The 20,845-nt window shown below is 73.0% G+C and carries 16 protein-coding genes; 8 read left to right on the top strand and 8 right to left on the bottom strand.

Annotated features, from left to right (window positions below):
- Position 1: 1 nt before the first annotated feature.
- The 3 genes from ccrA to R2E43_RS06050 form a co-directional block, all read right to left on the bottom strand.
- Entirely contained in the window at positions 2-1,339 is a 1,338-nt protein-coding gene (gene ccrA / locus R2E43_RS06060; RefSeq protein ID WP_206309209.1) for a crotonyl-CoA carboxylase/reductase, read from the bottom strand.
- A gap of 341 nt (positions 1,340-1,680) precedes the next feature.
- Entirely contained in the window at positions 1,681-2,499 is an 819-nt protein-coding gene (locus tag R2E43_RS06055) for a TetR family transcriptional regulator (RefSeq protein ID WP_003972504.1), read from the bottom strand.
- A gap of 136 nt (positions 2,500-2,635) precedes the next feature.
- Positions 2,636-4,441 carry a 3-hydroxyacyl-CoA dehydrogenase family protein gene (locus R2E43_RS06050; RefSeq protein ID WP_030863153.1) on the bottom strand — a complete coding sequence of 602 codons (1,806 nt, stop codon included), beginning with the start codon at positions 4,439-4,441 and terminating at the stop codon, positions 2,636-2,638.
- A 382-nt stretch (positions 4,442-4,823) separates the two neighbouring features.
- On the opposite strand from R2E43_RS06050, the gene R2E43_RS06045 reads away from it, so the two are divergent.
- Entirely contained in the window at positions 4,824-5,417 is a 594-nt protein-coding gene (locus tag R2E43_RS06045) for an adenylosuccinate lyase (protein ID WP_003972502.1), read from the top strand.
- A 37-nt stretch (positions 5,418-5,454) separates the two neighbouring features.
- On the opposite strand, the gene R2E43_RS06040 is transcribed toward R2E43_RS06045, so the two are convergent.
- The 5 genes from R2E43_RS06040 to R2E43_RS06020 form a co-directional block, all read right to left on the bottom strand.
- Positions 5,455-5,994: a GNAT family N-acetyltransferase gene (locus R2E43_RS06040; protein WP_003972501.1), complete on the bottom strand. Its 540-nt coding sequence runs from the start codon at positions 5,992-5,994 to the stop codon at positions 5,455-5,457.
- A complete protein-coding gene (locus R2E43_RS06035; RefSeq protein ID WP_332055974.1) occupies positions 5,991-6,389 on the bottom strand; it encodes a RidA family protein in 399 nt (132 codons plus the stop codon). The genes R2E43_RS06040 and R2E43_RS06035 overlap by 4 nt, the downstream gene beginning before the upstream one ends.
- A gap of 66 nt (positions 6,390-6,455) precedes the next feature.
- The gene (locus R2E43_RS06030) at positions 6,456-8,045 is read right to left on the bottom strand and encodes an alpha/beta hydrolase (protein ID WP_016327743.1); all 1,590 of its coding nucleotides are present in this window, start codon (positions 8,043-8,045) and stop codon (positions 6,456-6,458) included.
- A 179-nt stretch (positions 8,046-8,224) separates the two neighbouring features.
- Positions 8,225-8,524: a putative quinol monooxygenase gene (locus tag R2E43_RS06025; RefSeq protein WP_030863155.1), complete on the bottom strand. Its 300-nt coding sequence runs from the start codon at positions 8,522-8,524 to the stop codon at positions 8,225-8,227.
- 73 nt (positions 8,525-8,597) lie between these two features.
- A complete protein-coding gene (locus R2E43_RS06020; protein WP_003972497.1) occupies positions 8,598-9,644 on the bottom strand; it encodes an Rv2578c family radical SAM protein in 1,047 nt (348 codons plus the stop codon).
- 237 nt (positions 9,645-9,881) lie between these two features.
- On the opposite strand from R2E43_RS06020, the gene R2E43_RS06015 reads away from it, so the two are divergent.
- The 7 genes from R2E43_RS06015 to R2E43_RS05985 all read left to right on the top strand — a co-directional run bounded on the left by R2E43_RS06015 (position 9,882) and on the right by R2E43_RS05985 (position 20,843).
- Positions 9,882-10,325, top strand: coding sequence for an SRPBCC family protein (locus tag R2E43_RS06015; protein WP_003972496.1), 444 nt, complete (start codon positions 9,882-9,884; stop codon positions 10,323-10,325).
- 150 nt (positions 10,326-10,475) lie between these two features.
- A complete protein-coding gene (locus R2E43_RS06010) occupies positions 10,476-12,923 on the top strand; it encodes an MFS transporter (protein WP_016327744.1) in 2,448 nt (815 codons plus the stop codon).
- A 147-nt stretch (positions 12,924-13,070) separates the two neighbouring features.
- On the top strand, positions 13,071-15,575 hold the full coding sequence (locus tag R2E43_RS06005) for an ATP-binding SpoIIE family protein phosphatase (protein WP_332055973.1): 2,505 nt from the start codon (positions 13,071-13,073) through the stop codon (positions 15,573-15,575).
- A gap of 208 nt (positions 15,576-15,783) precedes the next feature.
- Positions 15,784-16,506, top strand: a complete 723-nt coding sequence (locus R2E43_RS06000; RefSeq protein ID WP_030863159.1) for a class I SAM-dependent methyltransferase — start codon at positions 15,784-15,786, stop codon at positions 16,504-16,506.
- Positions 16,507-16,675: 169 nt separating this feature from the next.
- A complete protein-coding gene (locus R2E43_RS05995) occupies positions 16,676-17,509 on the top strand; it encodes a M55 family metallopeptidase (protein ID WP_332055972.1) in 834 nt (277 codons plus the stop codon).
- On the top strand, positions 17,502-18,833 hold the full coding sequence (locus R2E43_RS05990; RefSeq protein WP_003972491.1) for a M20/M25/M40 family metallo-hydrolase: 1,332 nt from the start codon (positions 17,502-17,504) through the stop codon (positions 18,831-18,833). The genes R2E43_RS05995 and R2E43_RS05990 overlap by 8 nt, the downstream gene beginning before the upstream one ends.
- Positions 18,834-18,875: 42 nt before the next feature.
- Positions 18,876-20,843, top strand: coding sequence for a S9 family peptidase (locus R2E43_RS05985; protein WP_003972490.1), 1,968 nt, complete (start codon positions 18,876-18,878; stop codon positions 20,841-20,843).
- Positions 20,844-20,845 lie beyond the last annotated feature (2 nt).

Here is a 20,845-nt window from a genome sequence, read left to right as displayed (position 1 = left end):
CTCAGATGTTCCGGAAGCGGTTGATGGCGTCGAGGTGCTGCGCGCGCTTCTCCCGGTCGCGCACGCCCGCGCCCTCCTCGGGCGCCAGGCACAGCACGCCGACCTTGCCCTGGTGGAGGTTGCGGTGGACGTCGTAGGCGGCCTGGCCGGTGTCCTCGAGGGAGTACACCTTGGAGAGCGTGGGGTGGATCCTGCCCTTGGCGATGAGGCGGTTGGCCTCCCAGGCCTCGCGGTAGTTGGCGAAGTGCGAGCCGATGATGCGCTTCAGGGACATCCACAGGTAGCGGTTGTCGTACTCGTGCATGTAGCCCGAGGTCGAGGCGCAGGTGGTGATGGTGCCGCCCTTGCGGGTGACGAAGACGGAGGCGCCGAAGGTCTCGCGGCCGGGGTGCTCGAAGACGATGTCGATGTCCTCGCCGCCGGTCAGTTCGCGGATGCGCTTGCCGAAGCGCTTCCACTCCTTCGGGTCCTGGGTGTTCTCGTCCTTCCAGAACCGGTAGCCCTCGGCGTTGCGGTCGATGATCGCCTCGGCGCCCATCGCGCGGCAGATCTCCGCCTTCTGCGGCGAGGAGACGACGCAGATCGGGTTGGCGCCGCCGGCGAGGGCGAACTGGGTGGCGTACGAGCCGAGTCCGCCGCTCGCGCCCCAGATGAGCACGTTGTCGCCCTGCTTCATGCCGGCGCCGTTGCGGGAGACGAGCTGGCGGTACGCGGTGGAGTTGACCAGGCCGGGAGCGGCGGCCTCCTCCCAGCTCAGGTGGTCCGGCTTCGGCATCAGCTGGTTGGACTTGACCAGCGCGATCTCCGCGAGGCCGCCGAAGTTGGTCTCGAAGCCCCAGATGCGCTGCTCGGGGTCGAGCATCGTGTCGTTGTGGCCGTCGGAGGACTCCAGCTCGACGGAGAGGCAGTGCGCGACGACCTCGTCGCCCGCCTGCCAGGCGTTGACGCCCGGACCGGTGCGCAGGACGACACCGGCGAGGTCGGAGCCGATGACGTGGTACGGCAGGTCGTGCCGCTTGGCGAGGTCGCTGACCCGGCCGTAGCGCTCCAGGAACCCGAAGGTGGACAGCGGCTCGAAGATCGAGGTCCACACCGAGTTGTAGTTGACCGAGGAGGCCATGACGGCCACCAGGGCCTCGCCGGGGCCCAGCTCGGGCACCGGCACGTCGTCCAGGTGGATCGACTTGCGGGGGTCCTTGTCGCGGGTCTCGAGGCCCGCGAACATCTCGGTCTCGTCCTTGTGCACGGTGATCGCGCGGTACGACTCGGGGAGCGGCAGTGCGGCGATGTCGGCCGGCGTGGAGTCGGGCGACTGGATCGCGTCCAGGATGTCCTTCACGGTCACGGTGTTGCCTCCGGCGGTGAGCGCCCTGAGGGAGGGGCGCTGAGGGTTACGTCGGTGCTGCTGAGGTGAGGGTGTGTGCCTGTGACGCAGGCGTTCGGACGCGCAGGGGATGAGGTGCGGGGACAGCCCGAACACCTTCAACGTATGACACCGCGTGTCACCCCGCAAGGCACTGAGTGCCAGAAACTCTTCTCAGATGAAATCTTTACGTGACAGATGAGCGATGATCGATCGAATCATCTCCCGCCGAAGGGGAAAAACGGACGCCGACATGCAAAAACGGCCACCCGGTGGGTGGCCGTCGTCACAGAGTCGAACGGTGCGGTGGGGGACGGTCAGCGCTCCTTGAGCGCCTGTTCGATGGTGCGCATGACCTCGTGCAGCGGCGCGTCGGTGCGCGCCACCGTCACGAGCACCTCGCCCTGCACGGAGGCCGAGGAGGAGACGGCGGGGCGGGCGGTGGAGGCCGTGCTGCGGCCCGCCCCGATGCCCGTGCCGAAGGTCCTGCGCACGATCGCGAAGGCGTGGTCCAGCTCGGCCTCGACGTCGCCCTGTCCGTCGGCCCGCAGCCAGCGCCGCAGCACGTGGTTGTGCGCGGTGACCACGGCGGACGCCGCGACCTCCGCGAGCAGCGGGTCGTCGTTGGCGTCGTCGTCGTGCGCGTGCTCGTCGAAGTGGCCGAGCAGATAGCGGGTGAACAGCCGCTCGTATCGGGCCACCGACGCGATCTCCGCCTCGCGCAGGGTGGGCACCTCGCGCGTCAGCTTGTAGCGGGCCACCGAGATCTCCGGCCGGGCCGCGTACATCTTCATGACTTCCTTGATGCCGCGGCACACCGTGTCGAGCGGATGCTCGTGCGCGGGCGCCGCGTTGAGCACCGCCTCGGCCCGCACCAGGGTGTCGTCGTGGTCCGGGAAGATCGCCTCTTCCTTGGAGCGGAAGTGGCGGAAGAAGGTGCGGCGGGCCACCCCGGCCTGGGCCGCGATCTCGTCGACGGTGGTCGCCTCGTACCCCTTGGTCGCGAACAGCTCCATCGCCGCCGCCGCCAGCTCCCGGCGCATTTTGAGCCGCTGGGCGGCGGCTCGGCTGCCGGCCGCGCTCTCCGGCGCGTCGGGCGTGGCTGAGGTACGTGAGGACTTGGCGGGCTGGGACATGACCCGAACGTACTGCATGCGGGCGCAATCATGCGCGTGACCGGGGATCCCCCCGCCCGCGTGGGGCGGGGGAGACCCGGCCGGATCGAGCAGTCCGCCCCAGTCCTCCTCGGACCGCGGCCAGTCGCCCGACGGCTCAGCGGCGGGCATGCTCGCGGAAACCGCGGCCCGTCTTGCGGCCGAGGCAGCCCGCGGCCACCAGGTGCTCGAGCAGCGGCGCCGGCGCGAGGCCCGGGTCGCGGAACTCCCGGTGCAGCACCTTCTCGATGGCGAGCGACACGTCGAGTCCGACCACGTCGAGCAGCTCGAACGGGCCCATCGGGTAACCGCCGCCCAGCTTCATCGCCGCGTCGATGTCGTCGAGGGTCGCGTAGTGCTCCTGCACCATCTTGACCGCGTTGTTGAGGTACGGGAACAGCAGCGCGTTCACGATGAACCCGGCCCGGTCGCCGCAGTCCACGGCGTGCTTGCGCACCTTGGCGCAGACCTCGTGCACCGTGGCGTGCACGTCGTCGGCGGTCAGCACCGTGCGGACCACCTCGACCAGCTTCATCGCCGGGGCCGGGTTGAAGAAGTGCATCCCGATCACGTCCTGCGGGCGCGAGGTGGCGCGGGCGCAGGCGACGACCGGCAGCGAGGACGTGGTGGTGGCCAGCACCGCGCCGGGCTTGCAGACCTTGTCCAGCGTGCCGAACAGCTGCCGCTTCACCTCCAGGTCCTCGGCGACGGCCTCCACGGCCAGGTCGACGTCGGCGAAGTCGTCGTACGTGCCCGTCGGCGTGATCAGCTCCAGCGTCCGCGCGGCCGCCTCCGCGGTCATGCGTCCCTTGTCCACCGACCGGGACAGGGACTTCCCGATCCGGGCCTTGGCCGTCTGCGCCTTCTCCGCGCTGCGGGCGGCCAGCACCACCGCGTACCCGGCCTTGGCGAACACCTCCGCGATGCCGGACGCCATGGTGCCCGAACCGGCCACGCCCACCGCGCGCACCGGCCGTCCGGCGACCGCGTTGCCGCCCCTGGCCGGGGTCAGCGCGTCCGGCACCACGACCGCGCTGCCGGGCGCCTCGTAGGTGTAGAAGCCGCGCCCCGCCTTGCGCCCCGTCAGGCCCGCCTCGCTGAGCTGCCTGAGGATCGGCGCGGGGGCGTGCAGCCGGTCGCGGGAGGCGGCGTACATGGCCTCCAGGACCGTGCGCGCGGTGTCCACGCCCACCAGGTCGAGCAGGGCCAGCGGTCCCATCGGCAGGCCGCAGCCGAGCCGCATCGCGGCGTCGATGTCCTCGCGGGAGGCGTAGTTCGCCTCGTACATCGCGGCGGCCTGGTTGAGGTAGCCGAACAGCAGCCCGTCCGCGACGAACCCGGGCCGGTCCCCGACCGCGACCGGCTCCTTGCCGAGGTCCAGGGCGAGGTCGGTGACGGCCGTGACGGCGGCGGGCGCGGTCAGCACCGAGGAGACGACCTCGACCAGCTTCATGGCCGGTGCCGGGTTGAAGAAGTGCAGGCCGAGCACCCGCTCCGGGCGGGCCGAGTCGGCGGCCAGCCGCGTGACGGACAGCGCGTTGGTGCCGGTCGCCAGGATCGCCTCCGGACGCACGATCCCGTCCAGCTCCCTCAAGACCCGCTGCTTGATCTCGTACGACTCCGGGACCACCTCGATCACCAGGTCGGCGCCGGCGGCCGCCCGCAGGTCGGTGGAGGTGCGGACGCGGCCCAGGGCGGCGGCGCGCTCCTCCTCGGTCAGCCGGCCGCGCTCGACGGCACGGGCGGTGGAGGACTCCAGCGCGGCGACCGCCTTGACGGCCTGCGCCTCGCTGACGTCGATGCCGACGACCTCGCGGCCGGCCCCGGCCAGGATCTCGGCGATGCCGGTGCCCATGGTGCCGAGGCCGACGACGGCGACGGTGCGGAGCGGGGACAGAGGGGTGTCGGACAGGGGAGTGGCCATCGCGGGACTCCAGGAATGAGGGGTGACGACGGGAACGCGCCCCGGGTACGCCGTGGGCGCACCGGGTGCGTGAGAAGGAGAAGGAAGGGAGTGCGGGTGTTGCCGGGCCGACTCGCGCACACGCCCGGTGCCGTCCTGGGGGCGTGCACACGCCCGCCCGGCGGCCTGTGACCGGCCCTGTCCCGAGGCCGGGTCCTGATGCGGTACCCGAGGTACCGGACCGACTGTCCTCCCGGTGGTTGCGTCACCAGACCACCGTGAGGAGTTGCTGCGGGTGGGTGACCCGCTCGTCTGAGGTTAACCCGCGGGTAACGAGCGCGCCAGCCCTCGACGTTCGTGATGTACGTCCCAGACGGGGTGTGACGCCCCTAACCTCGGTGTCATGGACGAAGAGTTGCGAGCGCTCACGGAGCGTTTACGGGCCGAGTCGGCGGCGTCGGGTGTTCCGGAGGCCGCGGCGGTGTACGACCGGCTCGTGGCGACCGGGGACCAGGACGAGCTGGCCGCCGTGCTCACCGAGCCCGGACACCCGCTGTGGGCCAGGGAACTGGCCGCGTTCCGGCTGGGGGTGGCGGGGGACCGGCGGGCCTTCGAGTCGCTCGTACTCCTGCTGAACCACCGCGACCCGCCCCGCTGCGCCTCGGCCGCGCACGCCCTGGCGCGCCTGGGCGACCCGCGGACCGCCCGCGCGGCCGCGGCCCTCGCCACCAACGAACTGCGGGTCGCCTACGCCCTGCACCCGGTACGGCTGCTGGTCGAGCTGCGGGCCCCCGAGGCGGTACCCGCGCTGATCACCACCCTGGAGCGGCGGCTGCGCCCGCACGATCCCTACCGGCGCGTCGCGCTCGCCTGCGTCGAGGGACTCGGTGCCCTCGGCGACGACCGCGCCGGTCCCGTCCTGAACGACGCGCTCGCCCACCCGGCGCTGGCGCAGGCGGCGGTGCGGGCCCTGGCACGCATCCCGGGGCAGCGGTGAGGCACCGGCCGGTGCCGGTCCCCGTGGTGACGCCCGGTCAGCCCTGCAACGGCCGGGCGTACCGCACCTCGGGCACCGCGACGCCGTCGACCTCGAAGGGCTCCTCGGCTCCGTCGGGGCGAAACCCCGCCCGATCGTAGAAGCGCCGGGCGCGGACGTTGCCCTTGAGCACCCACAGGAGCATGCGCGCGTGCCCGGCGGCCCGGCACCGGCGTACCGACTCCCCGGCCAGGGCGCGGCCGATGCCCGCGCCGAACCGTGCGGCGTCGACGTAGAGGGCGTACAGCTCGGCGTCCGCGGTGCGTGCCTCGCCGTCCCGGTAGGGACCGTGACAGGCCCAGCCGACGACCTCGCCGCCCTCGTCCTCGGCGACCAGGTTCACCAAGCCCTCCGGGGGCCGGGCGAACAGGGAGCGGCGGCGCTCGGCGTCGGCGGCGGGGTCCATCGCGTCGAGGTACGGCTGCGGCATCAGGCCCCGATAGGCGCTCTGCCAGCCCCGGACCCGGATCAGGGAGACCCGGTCGCAGTCCGCGAGGGTCATCTCCCGCACCCGCACGCGCGCCTGCGGACCGCTCACGGCGCCACGACCGCGAACGCCTCGATCTCCATGAGGAACTCCGGCCGGACCAGCGCGGCCACCTGCACCGCGGAGGCGGCCGGCAGCCGGTCGTCGGGTATGTGCTCGGCGCGGGCGGCGCGGATCGCGCCCATGTGGGCCATGTCCGTGACGAAGAAGGTCAGCTTCACCACGTCGTCGAAGGCCGCTCCGGCCGAGTCCAGGCACCGGCGCAGGTTCTCGAAGACCTGGCGGGCCTGGGCCGCGGGGTCGCCCTCGCCGACCACCTTGCCGTCCTCGTCCAGGGCGAGCTGCCCCGAGACGGCCACGAAGCGCCCGGTGCCGAGGACGACATGGGTGTACTGAGCGGCGGGCGCGACGCCCTCGGGGGCCGGGATCCTGGTCAGTTCACTCATGCGTCCATCGTGGACCACGCCACCGACAACGCCGCCGACGGGGTGCGGCGTGCGGCAACGGGACGGCTAGCGGCGGAAGCCGAGCAGTCCGTGCAGGGTCGAACCCCGCGAGGACGTGGAAGCCGCCTTGGACTCCAGCGGCTTCGGGTCCGGCAGCGCCTGGCACACCGCGTCCGCCTCGCCACCGCCGCCGCGCGGCACCGTTCCGTCGGTCAGGTAGGCGGCCAGGTGCTCGTCCAGGCAGTCGTTCCCGCTCAGCGTGATGCCGTGGTTCCCGCCGCCCTCCTCGACGACGAGAGCGGAGTCGCGCAGCAGCCGGTGCGCGGCGACGCCGCCCTCGTACGGCGTGGCCGCGTCGCCGGTCGCCTGGAACAGCAGGACCGGGGGCAGCTCGCCGTTGGCGACGTCCACCGGCTGCCCGGACCCCGTGGGCCAGAACGCGCACGGCGCGTTGTACCAGGCGTTGTTCCACACCATGAAGGGTGCCTTCTCGTACAGGTCCCAGCTGTCGTCCCGCCACTCGTCCCAGTCCCGCGGCCAGGCGGCGTCGCGGCACTGCACCGCGGTGTAGACGCTGTAGCCGTTGTCCCCGGAGGCGTCCAGGGCGCCGAAGTTCTCGTACGCCTCGACCAGCGGGCCGGTGTCCTCGTCCTTGGCGTAGGCGGCGAACGCCTCGGCCAGGTAGGGCCAGTAGCCGTTGTAGTACCCGCCCGGCATGTAGGTGTCCTCCAGCTCGGAGGCGCCGACCTTCCCGCCGGCCGGCCGCTTGGCCAGGGCCGTCCGCATGGCGTACCAGGCGGCCTCGACCCGCTCGGGGTCGCTGCCCAGACCGTAGGCCGCGTCGTGCTCGGCGATCCAGGCCAGGAACGCCCGGTGGCGGTCGTTGAAGGCGAGGTCCTGGTTGAGGTTGGCGTCGTACCAGACGTCGTCCGGCCCGACGACGGAGTCCAGGACCAGCCGTCGCACCCGGTCGGGATGGAGCTTGGCGTACACGGCGCCCAGATAGGTGCCGTACGAGTAGCCGAAGTAGTTGAGCTTCTCCGCGCCGAGCGCCGCGCGGATCGCGTCGACGTCCCGCGCCGCGTCGACCGTGTCGATGTACGGCAGCACGTCCGCGTACTTCTCGCCGCAGGCGTCGGCGAAGGACTTCGCACGGGCGAGGTTGGCCTGCTCGACGTCCGGCGTGTCCGGCAGCGAGTCGGGGCGCACCGGGTCGAAGTGGCCCGGCAGGCAGTCCAGCGCGGGAGTGCTCCTGCCCACGCCGCGCGGGTCGAAGCCGATGACGTCGTACTGGGCGGCCACCTTCGCGGGCAGCGACGACGCCACGAACCCGGCGAGCGTCAGCCCGCTGCCTCCGGGCCCGCCGGGGTTCACCAGCAAGGGGCCTTGGTATGTCCCGGCGGTGTGCGGGACGCGGGACAGCGCCAGCGTGATCTGCCGGCCGCGCGGACGCGCGTGGTCGAGCGGCACCTCCAGGGACGCGCACTGGAGCGTCGGGTAGTCCTCCGTGGCGCACTTCTCCCAGTGCAGGCCCGCCGCGGGCGCCACGGGCGCGGGGTGCGCGGGCCGTGGCGCGCTCGCGTCGGCGGGTACGGCGGTGACGGTCCCGGCGGCGATGACGGCGGCGCCGCACAGCACGGCTGCGCGTTGTCTCATGGCGGTCTCCCAGGACTCCCAGGACGGCGGGGCAGGGGTCCGCGTGGGTCGCGGTCCTCGCCGGATCGTCCCGGGGAGCGCCCTCGGAAGAACGAGACCTGTCGATACTTGACCCGATTGGGTCGGAAGATGCCCTCCAATGCTCTTACCCGGCCGCTCCGGGCGGGCTCACGGTGCCGTCAGAGCCCGAGCCCGCCCGCGACCGACATCTCCTGCTTGGTGAACTCCCCTGTCAGCATGGGCATGGCCCGCCCGATCGCGTCCTTCGCCGCGGGCAGTTCCAGCGAGGCGTCGTGATCTTCCCTGGTCCGCCACACCTCGGTCACCCAGATCGTCGTCTCGTCGTTTTCGGACAGGCCCACGAGATACAGCTCGCAGCCGGCGTCCCGCAGGCCGTCGGCGGCGCTCAGGAGAAGGGAGACCACCTCCTCGCGGAAGCCGGGCCGGGTCTTCATCGAGGCGATGCAGCCGTAGGTCATGGAGGATCCCTTTCGCTTCGGGGCGGGGTCGGCTTCGTCGACCGGAGCGCGCACTCCAAGGCTGTCGGACGAGTCAGATGAGGGAAAGCTGCACCGGCTCCGGGGGCGCGGGTTCGGCCGGGCGCGAGTGCTCCGGCTCCGCGACCCTTCGCGGCATGCCCGCGCGCGCGGGACCGATGCCGTACTCGCGGGCCAGGTCGTGCACCTGACGCGTGATCCTGCGCTGGTACCACTTCGGGGCGTAGGCGCCGTCCGCGTACAGCCGTTCGTACCGGCGGACCAGGTGCGGGTGATGCCGGCCGAGCCAGGCCATGAACCACTCGCGGGCCCCCGGACGCAGGTGCAGCACCAGGGGTGTGACCGAGGTGGCACCGGCGGCGGCGATGGCCCGCACGGTGGCCCTGAGCTGGGCCGGTTCGTCGCCGAGGAAGGGGATGACCGGTGCCATCAGCACTCCGCAGCCGATGCCGCGCTCGCCGAGGGCCCGGACGACCTCGAGCCGGCGCTCCGGGGCCGGGGTGCCCGGCTCCACGGTGCGCCACAGCTCCGCGTCGGTGAAGCCGACCGAGACCGAGATGCCCACCTCCGTCACCCGCGCCGCCCGCGTCAGCAGGTCCAGGTCGCGCAGGATCAGCGTGCCCTTGGTGAGGATGGAGAACGGGTTCGCCCGCTCGGTGAGGGCCTCGATGATGCCCGGCATCAACCGGTAGCGGCCCTCCGCGCGCTGGTAGCAGTCGACGTTGGTGCCCATCGCGACGTGTTCGCCCTGCCAGCGGCGCGAGGCCAGCTGGCGGCGCAGCACCTCGGGCGCGTTCACCTTGACGACGATCTGGGAGTCGAAGCCGAGCCCCGTGTCGAGGTCCAGGTAGCTGTGGGTCTTGCGCGCGAAGCAGTACACGCACGCGTGGGTGCAGCCCCGGTACGGGTTCACCGTCCACTCGAACGGCATGCGCGAGGCCCCCGGCACCCGGTTCAGGATCGAGCGGGCCCGCACCTCGTGGAAGGTGATGCCTCTGAACTCGGGCGTGTCGAACGTGCGGGTGACGACGGCGTCCGCGCCGAACAGCGCGGTGTCCGCCGCCCGGGCGTGGTCGGAGTCCGTGAGGTTCTCCCAGCGCATTTGAGGCCTCCTCGGTAGCACTGCCGACACAATAGAACACTTGTTCCCTTGATCGTGCGGACGAGACGTGCGGACGAGACGTGCGGGGAAGTCGTGCGGATGGGCCGTGCCGGCGAGCCGTGCGGACGAAGCCGCGGACGAGTCGCGCGGGGCCGCTTCGCGCCCCCCGATTTGGTGGCCGGGCGGCGGGGTGGTTGGCTTGCCCCGACCCCGAGAACCAGGCCCTGGAGGAACCCGATGGCGCAGGTCGAGGCGACGACGGAGCGGATCGTCGCAGCGGACGCGGAGACGGTGTTCGACACCCTCGCCGACTACAGCGGCACCCGCGAGAAGCTGCTGCCCGAGCACTTCAGCGAGTACGAGGTCCGGGAGGGCGGCGACGGCGAGGGCACCCTCGTGCACTGGAAGCTCCAGGCCACCAGCAAGCGCGTCCGCGACTGCCTGCTGGAGGTCACCGAGCCGACCGACGGCGAACTGGTCGAGAAGGACCGCAACTCCTCCATGGTCACCACCTGGCGGGTCACCCCGGCGGGCGAGGGCAAGTCCCGGGTCGTCGTGCTCACCACCTGGCAGGGCGCGGGCGGCGTCGGCGGCTTCTTCGAGAAGACCTTCGCCCCCAAGGGTCTCGCCCGGATCTACGACGCCCTGCTCGCCAAGCTCGCCGCCGAGGTCGAGAAGTAGCCAAAGGGCAGACACGGGGCGGCTGTTGGCCGCCTCACCGGTTCGAGTGATCTCCGCGCGAACCCGCCGTACGTCCGTAACTCGTCGCACTTGTTCGCAGTTGTCGCCTCAGGCGGCAAATGTGAGCAGGTGTGATGAGGGGAGCGGTACGTGGGCGGGATCACTCTGGTGCAGGACCCGGTAAGGGATCCCGTACAGGACGAACCGGTCGTCGCGGCCCAGGCACCTCCTGGGCCTCCCGTTCCCGGGCCGGACGGGGAGCGGGACGCGGGGCTGAGCCCGCGCCGGGTGCGGCTGGTCTTCGTCGGGCTGATGCTGGCGCTGCTGCTCGCGGCCCTGGAGCAGATGATCGTCGCCACGGCGCTGCCCAAGATCGTCGGTGAGCTGCACGGTCTGGACAAGATGTCCTGGGCGATCACCGCGTACCTGCTCACCTCGACGGTCGGACTGCCCATCTACGGCAAGCTCGGCGACCTCTTCGGCCGCAAGGGCGTCTTCCAGTTCGCCATCCTGGTCTTCGTCGTCGGCTCCGCGCTCGCCGGACGCGCGCAGACCATGGACCAGCTGATCGCCTTCCGCGCGGTGCAGGGCGTCGGCGCGGGCGGCCTGATGATCGGCGTCCAGGCGATCATCGCGGACATCGTGCCGCCCCGCGAACGCGCCCGGTACATGGGCCTGATCGGCGCCTCCTTCGGACTCGCCTCGGTCGCCGGGCCGCTCCTGGGCGGCTACTTCACCGACCACCTCTCCTGGCGCTGGTGCTTCTACATCAACGTGCCCTTCGGCCTGGTCACTATGGCCGTCGTCGCCGTCGTCCTCAAGTTGCCCAGGCCGCGGGTCAAGCCGCGCCTCGACATCCTCGGCGCCCTGCTGCTCGCCGCCGCCTCCACCTGCCTGGTGCTGCTCACCAGCTGGGGCGGCACCGAGTACGCATGGGGCTCGCGGGTCATCCTCGGCCTCGCCGCCGGAGCGGTCGCGGCCACCCTGCTCTTCCTGGTCGCCGAGCACTTCGCGCCCGAACCCCTGATCCCGCTGCGCCTGTTCCGGGACTCCATCTTCAACGTCACCGCCCTGGTCGGCCTCGTCGTCGGCGTCGCCCTGTTCGGCGCCGCCAGCTACCTGCCGACCTTCCTCCAGATGGTCGACGGCGCCAGCGCCACCGAGTCCGGCCTGCTGATGCTGCCGATGATGGGCGGCGTCGTCGGTGCCTCGATCATCTCCGGACAGCTCATCAGCCGTACCGGTCACTACCGGATCCACCCGATCCTCGGCAGCGCGCTGTCCGTCGTCGGCATGTGGCTGCTCTCCCGACTCGACGCCGACACGTCCCGGCTGCACTACAGCATCTGGATGGCCGTCCTCGGCGCCGGGATCGGCCTGGTGATGCCCGTCCTGGTCCTCGCCGTCCAGAACTCGGTGCGCCCCACCGACCTCGGCACCGCCACCAGCGCCAACAACTACTTCCGGCAGATCGGCGGCAGCGTCGGCGCGGCCGTCTTCGGCACCCTCTTCGCGGGCCGGCTCACCGACGCCCTGGCCGACCGGATCCCCGCCGAAGCCGGAGTCGGCCTCCCGGACGCCGAGGCCATCACCCCCCAGCTCGTCCACTCCCTGCCCCCGGCGCTGCGCGACGCCTACATCGGGGCGTACGCCGACGCCATGCCGCGGATCTTCCTCTACCTGGTGCCGGTCCTCGTCCTCGGGCTCCTCATCGCCCTCTTCCTCAAGGAGAAACCCCTGGTGTCCCACAACGCCCCCGTCACCGACCCGGAGACCGCCCCGCACGCCCCGCAGCCACAGCCGGCCGCCCAGGTCCCGCCTGCCCGTTCGCCCTACGCCGGCGGCATCCCCGTCTGCGGCACGGTGCAGCACCCCGACGGCACCGTCGTGCCCCGCGCGGCGCTCACCCTCATCGACGTCGGCGGACAGCAGATCGGCCGGGGTGCCAGCGGCGACGACGGACGGTACGCGCTGGCCACGCCCGGCTCCGGGGCGTACGTCCTGATCGCCGCGGCCGGCGGCCACCAGCCGCAGGCGGTCTCCGTGACGGTCGGCGAACGCCCGGTGGAACTCGACGTGGTCCTCGGCGGCGCCGGCCGCCTCGCGGGCAGCGTCGTGACCGCCGACGGAAGCCCCGTACGCGACGCGACCGTCACCCTCACCAACGTCCACGGCGAGGTCGTCGCCACCACCCGCAGCGGCCGCGAGGGCGGCTACGTCATCACGGAACTGGTGGCCGGCGAGTACACGCTCGCCGCCAGTGCCCCCGCCTTCCGCCCGGCCGCGCTGCCGGTCAGCGTCCAGGCCGCCCGGGAGACCCGCCAGGACGTCGAGCTGGCCGGCGGCGCCGTGCTGCGCGGCACCGTGCGGGCCAGTGGCGGGCGGGCCGTGGAGGACGCGCGCGTGACGCTGCTCGACGCCGCGGGCAACGTGGTGGACACCCTCACCACCGGCCCGGACGGCACGTTCCGGTTCGTGGACCTGTCGTCCGGCGAGTACACCGTCATCGCCGCCGGCTACCCGCCGGTCGCGACCGTGCTCCAGGTGGCCGGCGGCGGCCGGACGGAGCGCGACCTGCAGCTCGGCCACGAGGACTGAGAGCGGCGACACCGGCGCGCGGGCGCGCGCCGGTGTGTTCGCGTGCCACCAATTCCCCCGTTGCCGCACATGGTCACCGGCCACCCCCGTACGGTGGTGACGGCGACACAGATCTTGCGGAGCCGTGGGCAGAGAGGGCCTGACGCCATGGACCATGGCACCGAGCGGGACGCACCTCCCGGCCACCGTGCCGGACCCGACACCGTGCCGGCCGACCCCGTGACGGGCCGTGTCCCGCTGGCCGTCGTCGTGGTGGACCGCGACGGACTGGTCTCCCACTGGAGCCGTGGCGCGCGGCGGCTGTTCGCCCTGTCCAAGGAAGAGGCGATCGGACGGCCCGCCCCCGATCTGCTGCCCGTCTCGGGCGTGCTCCCCGAGGACGCGGAACCGGACGGCGCCGGGCACAACGACTCCTACCGTTCGTACACGGCCCACGACGGCCCGGGGCCCGGTCTGGAGTCCTCCCTCGACGGGCGGCTGTCCTATCCCGCCGCGGGCCGTGCCCGGCTGACCGTGCGGGCCGACGACCGCGTCGACGTGCTGTGGTGGGCCTACCCCCTGGTGGGCCCCGGTCCGGAGCGGCTGCTCGTGCTGGCCGCCGACGCGGACGGACTGCGGCGGGACTACGCCGACGGGACCGACGACAGCGCCGGGCCGGCCGTCGTCGAGCGGATCGCCCCCGCGTTCGCCCTGCACACCGACTTCCCCGGCGCCGACGAACTCGCCCGCCGGCTCCCCGAGATCCTGCCCAGCATGAGCGTCGGGGAGAGTGCCCGCATCGTCGCGCAGGTCCTCGAACTGGGCTACCCCGTCCTGGAGTTCAGCCGGCACGACCGGGTGCCCGTCACCCCCGACTGGGGCGTGCCCCGGCGGGCCGAGCGCCGGGCACGCCGCGAACGGGCCGCGCGGGCACTGGCGGCCGGCGAACCGGTGCCGGACGAGCTGCGGGACGAGGCCGAGGACCTGGAGTACGCCGCGGTCCGCGAACGCCTGGAGTTCCTCAACGAGGTCAGCGGCGCGATCGGCACCTCGCTGGACCTCTCCCGGACCATCGTCGAGGTGAGCCGGGCGGTCGTCCCGCGCTTCACCGACGTCGCCGGCACCTATCTGCGGGAACAGGTCGTCGCCGGGGAGGGCTTCCCCGACGGCGTGCCCGACACGACGACGATGTGGCACCGGGTCGCCCTGGAACACACCGACGAACCCGGCCGCTGGGACGACGTCGTACCGGTCGGCGAGGCCATGCCCTTCCCGGCGCACACCCCCTTCTTCCAGTGCATGACCACCGGCGAGCCCGTCCTGGTGCCCCGCATCACCGAGGAGATGGGCCACGCCATCGCCTCCCAGTTCGAGAAGCGGGACATCCGGCCGCTCATCACGGGCCGCTCGATGCTGCTGGTGCCGCTGAAGGCACGCACCGTCGTCCTCGGCTTCATGATCCTGCTCCGGCACCCGGAGCGGCCCGTCTTCAACGACATGGACCGCGTCACCGGCGCCGAACTCGCCGCCCGCGCGGGCCTCGTACTCGACAACGCGCGCATGTACACCCACCAGGAGAACGTCGCCGAGACGCTCCAGGACAGCATGCTCCCGCACATCCCCGCGCGCCTGGCCGGCTGCGACATCGCCACCCGCTACCTGCCGGGCACGCTGCTCGGCCGGGTCGGCGGCGACTGGTTCGACGCGGTGAAGCTGCCCGGCGCCCGCACCGCCCTCGTCGTCGGCGACGTCATGGGGCACGGCCTCAACTCGGCCGCGATGATGGGCCAGTTGCGCACCGCCGTCCAGACCATGGCCGGCCTCGACCTGCCCCCGGCCCAGCTCCTGCGCAACCTCGACGACCTCGCCCAGCGGCTCGGCGACACCCACCTCGCGACCTGCCTGTACGCCGTGTACGACCCCATCGCCGGGGAACTGCACCTCGCCAACGCCGGCCACATCCCGCCCGTCCTGGTCCGCGCCGAGGACGGCGCCAGCGAGCTGATCGACCTGCCGACGGGTGCGCCGATCGGCGTCGGAGGGGTGCCCTTCGAGTCGGTGCGGGTCCCGGTGGCGCCCGGTGACCGGCTGGTGATGTGCACCGACGGCCTGGTGGAGGTGCGCGGCGAGGACATCGGTGTCGGCCTCGCCACCCTCTGCGAGTCCGCCGCCCACCCGGCCGCGTCCATGGACGACGCCTGCGACACCATCATCCGGGCCCTGGGTGCCGGCGGCGGCCGCAAGGACGACGTCGCCCTGCTGATGGCCCGGTTGACCGGCATCGAGCCCGACGCCGTCGCCGAGTGGCGCCTCGCCCGCGACCCGGCGGAGGTGGGCCGCGCCCGCGCGGCGGTCCGCGAGCAGCTCCACGACTGGGGGCTGCCGAAACTGGTGGCCCCCGCCGAGCTGATGGTCAGCGAACTCGTCACCAACGCCGTACGGCACTCCCACGCCCGCCCCGTCGCGCTGCGCCTGGTGCGCGCCGACACGCTGCTGTGCGAGGTGGACGACGACGACCACGAACTGCCCGCGCTCAAGAGCGCGGGCCCCGGCGACGAGACCGGGCGCGGTCTGCGCGTCGTCAGCACCCTCGCCCGCGAATGGGGCGCCAGTCGTACCGGCGCGGGCAAGACGGTGTGGTTCGAACTGACACTGCCCGCCCGGCACCGCTAGCGACGGTGCCGGGGCGGGGCCACCGAGCGCGCCGGGTGGGCGGTTCGCGCTGCCCGCGTCGGCTCCGCTCGGTCCGGGGCCCGAATCCGCCCGGCGCGAACTACCGGTGAAGGAATGCGCCCGGCGCTTGTGGCCGTGCGCCCGGCGCGATACACCGTACGGACCCGTCGTCGGCGGGGCGTACGTCGTCGCACCTGGGGAGACGGGCATGAGCGTGACGAGTCGGTACCGGGACGCCTGGGAGGGCTTCTGGAACGAGGCCTCCGGGGACCGGGGGGCGGTGTTCTGGGACGCGGAGCCGACGCTGACCGCCGGTCGCCACCTCGCCCACTTCGAACCGCACCTGACCGACGCCGCCCTGCCGCTGATCGACCTGGGCTGCGGCAACGGCACCCAGACCCGCTACTTCGCCGAACGCTTCCCGCACGTGGTCGGCGCCGACCTCTCCGCCGCCGCCCTCGCCCACGCCCGCCACGCCGACCCGGGCGGACTGGCCGCGTACCGGCAACTGGACGCGGCCGACAAGGCCGAGGCCCAGGCGCTGCACGCGGAGCTGGGCGACGCCAACGTCTACGTCCGGGGCGTCCTGCACCAGTGCGAGCCCGACGACCGGCAGCCCCTGGCCGACGCCCTCGCCGCGCTCCTCGGCGAACGCGGCCGCGCCTTCCTGGTCGAGCCCTCCCAGGCGGCCAAGACCGTCCTGATGGGCCTGGCCCGGGGGCCCGCCGGGCCGCCCGCCAAACTCGCCCCCGTCCTGCGCCACGGGCTGACCCCCGGCGCCGTCCCCGACGAGGCGGTGCCCGAGTACCTCCGCGCGGCGGGCCTCACCGTCCTGGCGAGCGGTGAACTCCCGCTGGTCACCACGGAGTACACGGCGGACGGCACCCGCATCGAACTGCCGTCGACGTGGGTGGTGGCGGGCACCGCGTAGCGCGCGGCTGCTGCGAGAGATCCGGCTGGGGACCGGGGGCGGCGCGGGGAGCGGGGACTTCCGAGAAAGCGCTGATCGTAGGCCGTACGGGGCCCTTCAGTGGTCCAGACCACCGATGGTTATCCACAGCCCTGGCAGAGGTGGCCGGGCAGCGCGTACGGTTCGGGCCATGAAGATCCTCATCAGTGCCGACATGGAGGGCGCCACCGGCGTCACCTGGCCGGCCGACGTGCTGCCGGGGACGCCGCAGTGGGAGCGGTGCCGGTCGATGTTCACCTCGGACGTGAACGCGGCCGTGCTCGGCTTCTTCGACGGCGGCGCCGACGAGGTGCTGGTCAACGAGGCGCACTGGAGCATGCGCAACCTCCTCCTGGAGCGGCTCGACGAGCGCACGGAGATGCTCACCGGACGGCACAAGGCGCTGTCCATGGTGGAGGGCGTCCAGCACGGAGACGTGGACGGCATCGCGTTCATCGGGTACCACGCGGGCGCCGGCATGGAGGGCGTCCTCGCCCACACCTACCTCGCCAACCAGCTCACCGGCGTCTGGCTGAACGACGTGCGGGCCAGCGAGGGCCTGCTCAACGCCCACGTGGTCGCCGAGTACGGAGTGCCCGTGGTGCTGGTCACCGGCGACGACGTGGCCTGCGAGGACGCGCTCGGGTACGCGCCCGAGGCGCGCAAGGTCGCGGTCAAGGACCATGTGTCGCGGTACGCGGCCGTGTGCCGTACGCCCGCCAGGACCGCCGCCGACATCCGGGCCGCGGCCAAGGAGGCAGCCGCGCTCGCGGTGCGGCACGAGCCGGTGGGCGGCGGGCCGTTCACCCTCGCCCTGGAGTTCGACGCCGAGCACCTGGCGGCGGCCGCGACCGTGGTGCCCGGGGTGGCGCAGGTCGGGGAGCGGAAGGTGGCGTACACCCACGAGACGATGTTCGAGGCGATCCGGACGTTCAGGGCGGTCACGACGATCGTCTCGGCGGCGGTGGAGGAGCAGTATGGCTGAGCACACGGGGACCGGACCGGACACCGGCGAGCAGGCGCTGGACGAGGTCGTCCGGTTCACCTCCGAGCTGATCCGGATCGACACCACCAACCGCGGCGGCGGCGACTGCCAGGAGCGGCCGGCCGCCGAGTACGCCGCCGCACGGCTCGCCGAGGCCGGGATCGAGCCCACACTCCTGGAGCGGACCGCGGGCCGCACCAACGTCGTGGCCCGCATCGAGGGCACCGACCCGTCGGCCGACGCGCTGCTGGTCCACGGTCACCTGGACGTGGTGCCCGCCGAGGCCGCCGACTGGAGCGTGCACCCCTTCTCCGGGGAGATCCGCGACGGCGTCGTCTGGGGACGCGGCGCGGTCGACATGAAGAACATGGACGCGATGATCCTCGCCGTCGTCCGCGACTGGGCCCGGCGCGGCGTGCGGCCCCGGCGCGACGTGGTGATCGCCTTCACCGCGGACGAGGAGGCCAGCGCCGAGGACGGCTCCGGCTTCCTCGCCGACCGGCACGCCGCGCTCTTCGAGGGCTGCACCGAGGGCGTCAGCGAGTCCGGGGCGTTCACCTTCCACGACGGGGCCGGGCGGCAGTTCTACCCCATCGCCGCCGGTGAGCGGGGTACCGGCTGGCTCAAGCTCACCGCGCGCGGGCGCGCCGGACACGGCTCGAAGGTGAACCGGGAGAACGCGATCACCCGGCTCGCCGCCGCGCTCACCCGCATCGGCGACCACGCGTGGCCGCTGCGCCTGACCCCGACCGTGCGCGCGGCCCTGACCGAGATCGCCGCCGTCTACGGCATCGAGACCGACCTGAGCGACGTCGACGCCCTGCTGGACAAGCTCGGCCAGGCCGGGAAGCTGGTCGAGTCCACGGTGCGCAACAGCACCAACCCGACCATGCTGGACGCCGGGTACAAGGTCAACGTCATCCCGGGAGAGGCCGTCGCCCACGTCGACGGGCGGTTCCTGTACGGCGCCGAGGACGAGTTCCGCAGCACCCTCGACCGTCTCACCGGGCCGGACGTCGACTGGGAGTTCGTCCACCGCGAGGTGGCCCTCCAGGCGCCGGTGGACTCGCCGACGTACGCCCGGATGCGTGCGGCCGTGGAGGAGTTCGCGCCCGAGGGGCACGTCGTGCCGTACTGCATGTCCGGGGGCACCGACGCCAAGCAGTTCTCCCGGCTCGGCATCACCGGATACGGATTCGCGCCGCTGAAGCTGCCCGAGGGCTTCGACTACCAGGCGCTGTTCCACGGTGTGGACGAACGGGTCCCGGTCGAGGCGCTGCACTTCGGCGTCCATGTCCTCGACCGTTTCCTGCGCACGGCGTAAAGACCCCGGCACCGCCCGGACGAGCAAGCAGCTGGAGGAGAAGTGGGGGAGTCAGTGCGGACTCTGTCATACGGATCGTGGCCCTCGCCCGTCGACGCGGCCCTCGCCGCCGCGCACGACGGACGGCCCGACGACGTCGGCTTCGTCGGTGACGAGGTGTGGTGGACGGCGCCCCGGCCCACCGAGGGCGGACGGCGCACCCTGGTGCGGCGGCACGCCGACGGCACCGAGGAGCCGGTGCTGCCCGCGCCGTGGAACGTGCGCAGCCGCGTCATCGAGTACGGCGGCCGGCCCTGGGGCGCGGCCACGACCGACTCCGGCCCGCTGGTGGTCTTCGTGAACTTCGCCGACCAGCGGCTGTACGCCTTCACCCCGGGCGGCGGCGAGCCGCGTCCGCTGACGCCGCTGTCCGCGGTGGGCGGCGGGCTGCGCTGGATCGAGCCGGACCCGCGCCCCGAGCGCGGCGAGGTGTGGTGCGTCCTGGAGGAGTTCACCGGCGAGGGGCCCACCGACGTGCGCCGCGTGCCGGTGGCGGTGCCGTTGGACGGCTCCGCGGCCGACGACCGGGGCGCGGTCCGTGAACTGGCCCCGGAGCGGCACCGCTTCGTCACCGGACCCCGCCTCTCGCCCGACGGGCGCCGTGCCGCCTGGCTCGCCTGGGACCACCCCCGCATGCCCTGGGACGGCACCGAGCTGATCGTCGCCGAGGTCGGTCCCGAGGGCACCTTCCAGGCGGCCCGGACCGTCGCCGGCGGGCCCGAGGAGTCGATCGCCCAGGCGGACTGGGCCCCGGACGGCACGCTGCTGTACGCCTCCGACCGCACCGGCTGGTGGAACCTCTACCGTGACGGGCGGCCGCTGTGCCCCCGCGAGGAGGAGTTCGGCGGGCCGCTGTGGAAGCTCGGGCAGCGCTGGTTCGCGCCCCTGGACAGCGGCCTGATCGCGGTTCTGCACGGCCGGGGCGCCGCCGTCCTCGGCATACTCGACCCCGAGACCGGCGAGGTCGTCGACGCGGCGGGCCCCTGGACGGAGTTCGCGCCCGCCCTCGCCGCGCACGGTGAGCGCGTCGCCGCCGTCGGCGCGAGCCCCCGCAGCGGTTACGAGGTCGTCGAGCTGGACGCCCGCACCGGCCGCGCCCGGGTGATCGGCGCCCCGCACGAGGACGCCACGGACCCGGAGTTCTACCCGCGGCCGCGGATCCGTACCTTCACGGGACCGGGCGGACGCGAGATCCACGCCCACGTCTACCCGCCGCACCACCCCGGCTGCCGGGCCCCGGACGGCGAACTGCCGCCGTACGTCATCTGGGCGCACGGCGGACCCACCAGCCGTTCCCCGCTCGTCCTCGACCTGGAGATCGCCTACTTCACCTCCCGCGGCATCGGTGTCGCCGAGGTCAACTACGGGGGCTCCAGCGGCCACGGCAGGGAGTACCGCAACCGGCTGCGCGAGCAGTGGGGCGTGGTCGACGTCGAGGACTGCGCCGCCGTCGCCCTCGCCCTCGCCGACGAGGGCACCGCCGACCGGGCGCGGCTCGCCGTGCGCGGCGGCAGCGCGGGCGGCTGGACGTCCGCCGCCTCGCTGGCCACCACCGACGTCTACGCCTGCGGCACGATCAGCTACCCGATCCTCGACCTGACCGGCTGGGGGACCGGCGAGACCCACGACTTCGAGTCGCAGTACCTGGAGAGTCTGATCGGCCCGTATGCCGAGGTCCCGGACCGCTACACCGACCGGTCGCCCGCCGAGCACGCCGAGCGCGTCACCGCCCCGTTCCTGCTGCTCCAGGGACTGGACGACGTGATCTGCCCGCCCGTGCAGTGCGAGCGGTTCCTCGACCGGATGGCGGGCCGCGGCGTGCCGCACGCCTACCTCGCCTTCGAGGGCGAGGGACACGGATTCCGCCGCGCGGAGACCATGGTGCGCGCGCTGGAGGCGGAGCTGTCCCTCTACGCCCAGGTCTTCGGGCTGACCCCGCCCGGCGTCCCGGTCCTGGAGCTGACCCGGTGAGC

This window comes from Streptomyces violaceoruber (genome assembly GCF_033406955.1).
In the GTDB taxonomy this organism is placed as follows: domain Bacteria; phylum Actinomycetota; class Actinomycetes; order Streptomycetales; family Streptomycetaceae; genus Streptomyces; species Streptomyces violaceoruber.
Note: the sequence above shows the minus strand (reverse complement) of the source record. Positions and strands in the feature narration are given on the sequence as shown.

What these genes read in the sequence shown, in the direction of transcription:
- R2E43_RS06055 (WP_003972504.1), bottom strand. Translation starts at nt 2,499, where the DNA reads ATGTCCCAGCCCGCCAAGTCCTCACGTACCTCAGCCACGCCCGACGCG.
- R2E43_RS06050 (WP_030863153.1), bottom strand. Translation starts at nt 4,441, where the DNA reads ATGGCCACTCCCCTGTCCGACACCCCTCTGTCCCCGCTCCGCACCGTC.
- R2E43_RS06045 (WP_003972502.1), top strand. Translation starts at nt 4,824, where the DNA reads ATGGACGAAGAGTTGCGAGCGCTCACGGAGCGTTTACGGGCCGAGTCG.
- R2E43_RS06035 (WP_332055974.1), bottom strand. Translation starts at nt 6,389, where the DNA reads ATGAGTGAACTGACCAGGATCCCGGCCCCCGAGGGCGTCGCGCCCGCC.
- R2E43_RS06030 (WP_016327743.1), bottom strand. Translation starts at nt 8,045, where the DNA reads ATGAGACAACGCGCAGCCGTGCTGTGCGGCGCCGCCGTCATCGCCGCC.
- R2E43_RS06025 (WP_030863155.1), bottom strand. Translation starts at nt 8,524, where the DNA reads ATGACCTACGGCTGCATCGCCTCGATGAAGACCCGGCCCGGCTTCCGC.
- R2E43_RS06020 (WP_003972497.1), bottom strand. Translation starts at nt 9,644, where the DNA reads ATGCGCTGGGAGAACCTCACGGACTCCGACCACGCCCGGGCGGCGGAC.
- R2E43_RS06015 (WP_003972496.1), top strand. Translation starts at nt 9,882, where the DNA reads ATGGCGCAGGTCGAGGCGACGACGGAGCGGATCGTCGCAGCGGACGCG.
- R2E43_RS06005 (WP_332055973.1), top strand. Translation starts at nt 13,071, where the DNA reads ATGGACCATGGCACCGAGCGGGACGCACCTCCCGGCCACCGTGCCGGA.
- R2E43_RS06000 (WP_030863159.1), top strand. Translation starts at nt 15,784, where the DNA reads ATGAGCGTGACGAGTCGGTACCGGGACGCCTGGGAGGGCTTCTGGAAC.
- R2E43_RS05995 (WP_332055972.1), top strand. Translation starts at nt 16,676, where the DNA reads ATGAAGATCCTCATCAGTGCCGACATGGAGGGCGCCACCGGCGTCACC.
- R2E43_RS05990 (WP_003972491.1), top strand. Translation starts at nt 17,502, where the DNA reads ATGGCTGAGCACACGGGGACCGGACCGGACACCGGCGAGCAGGCGCTG.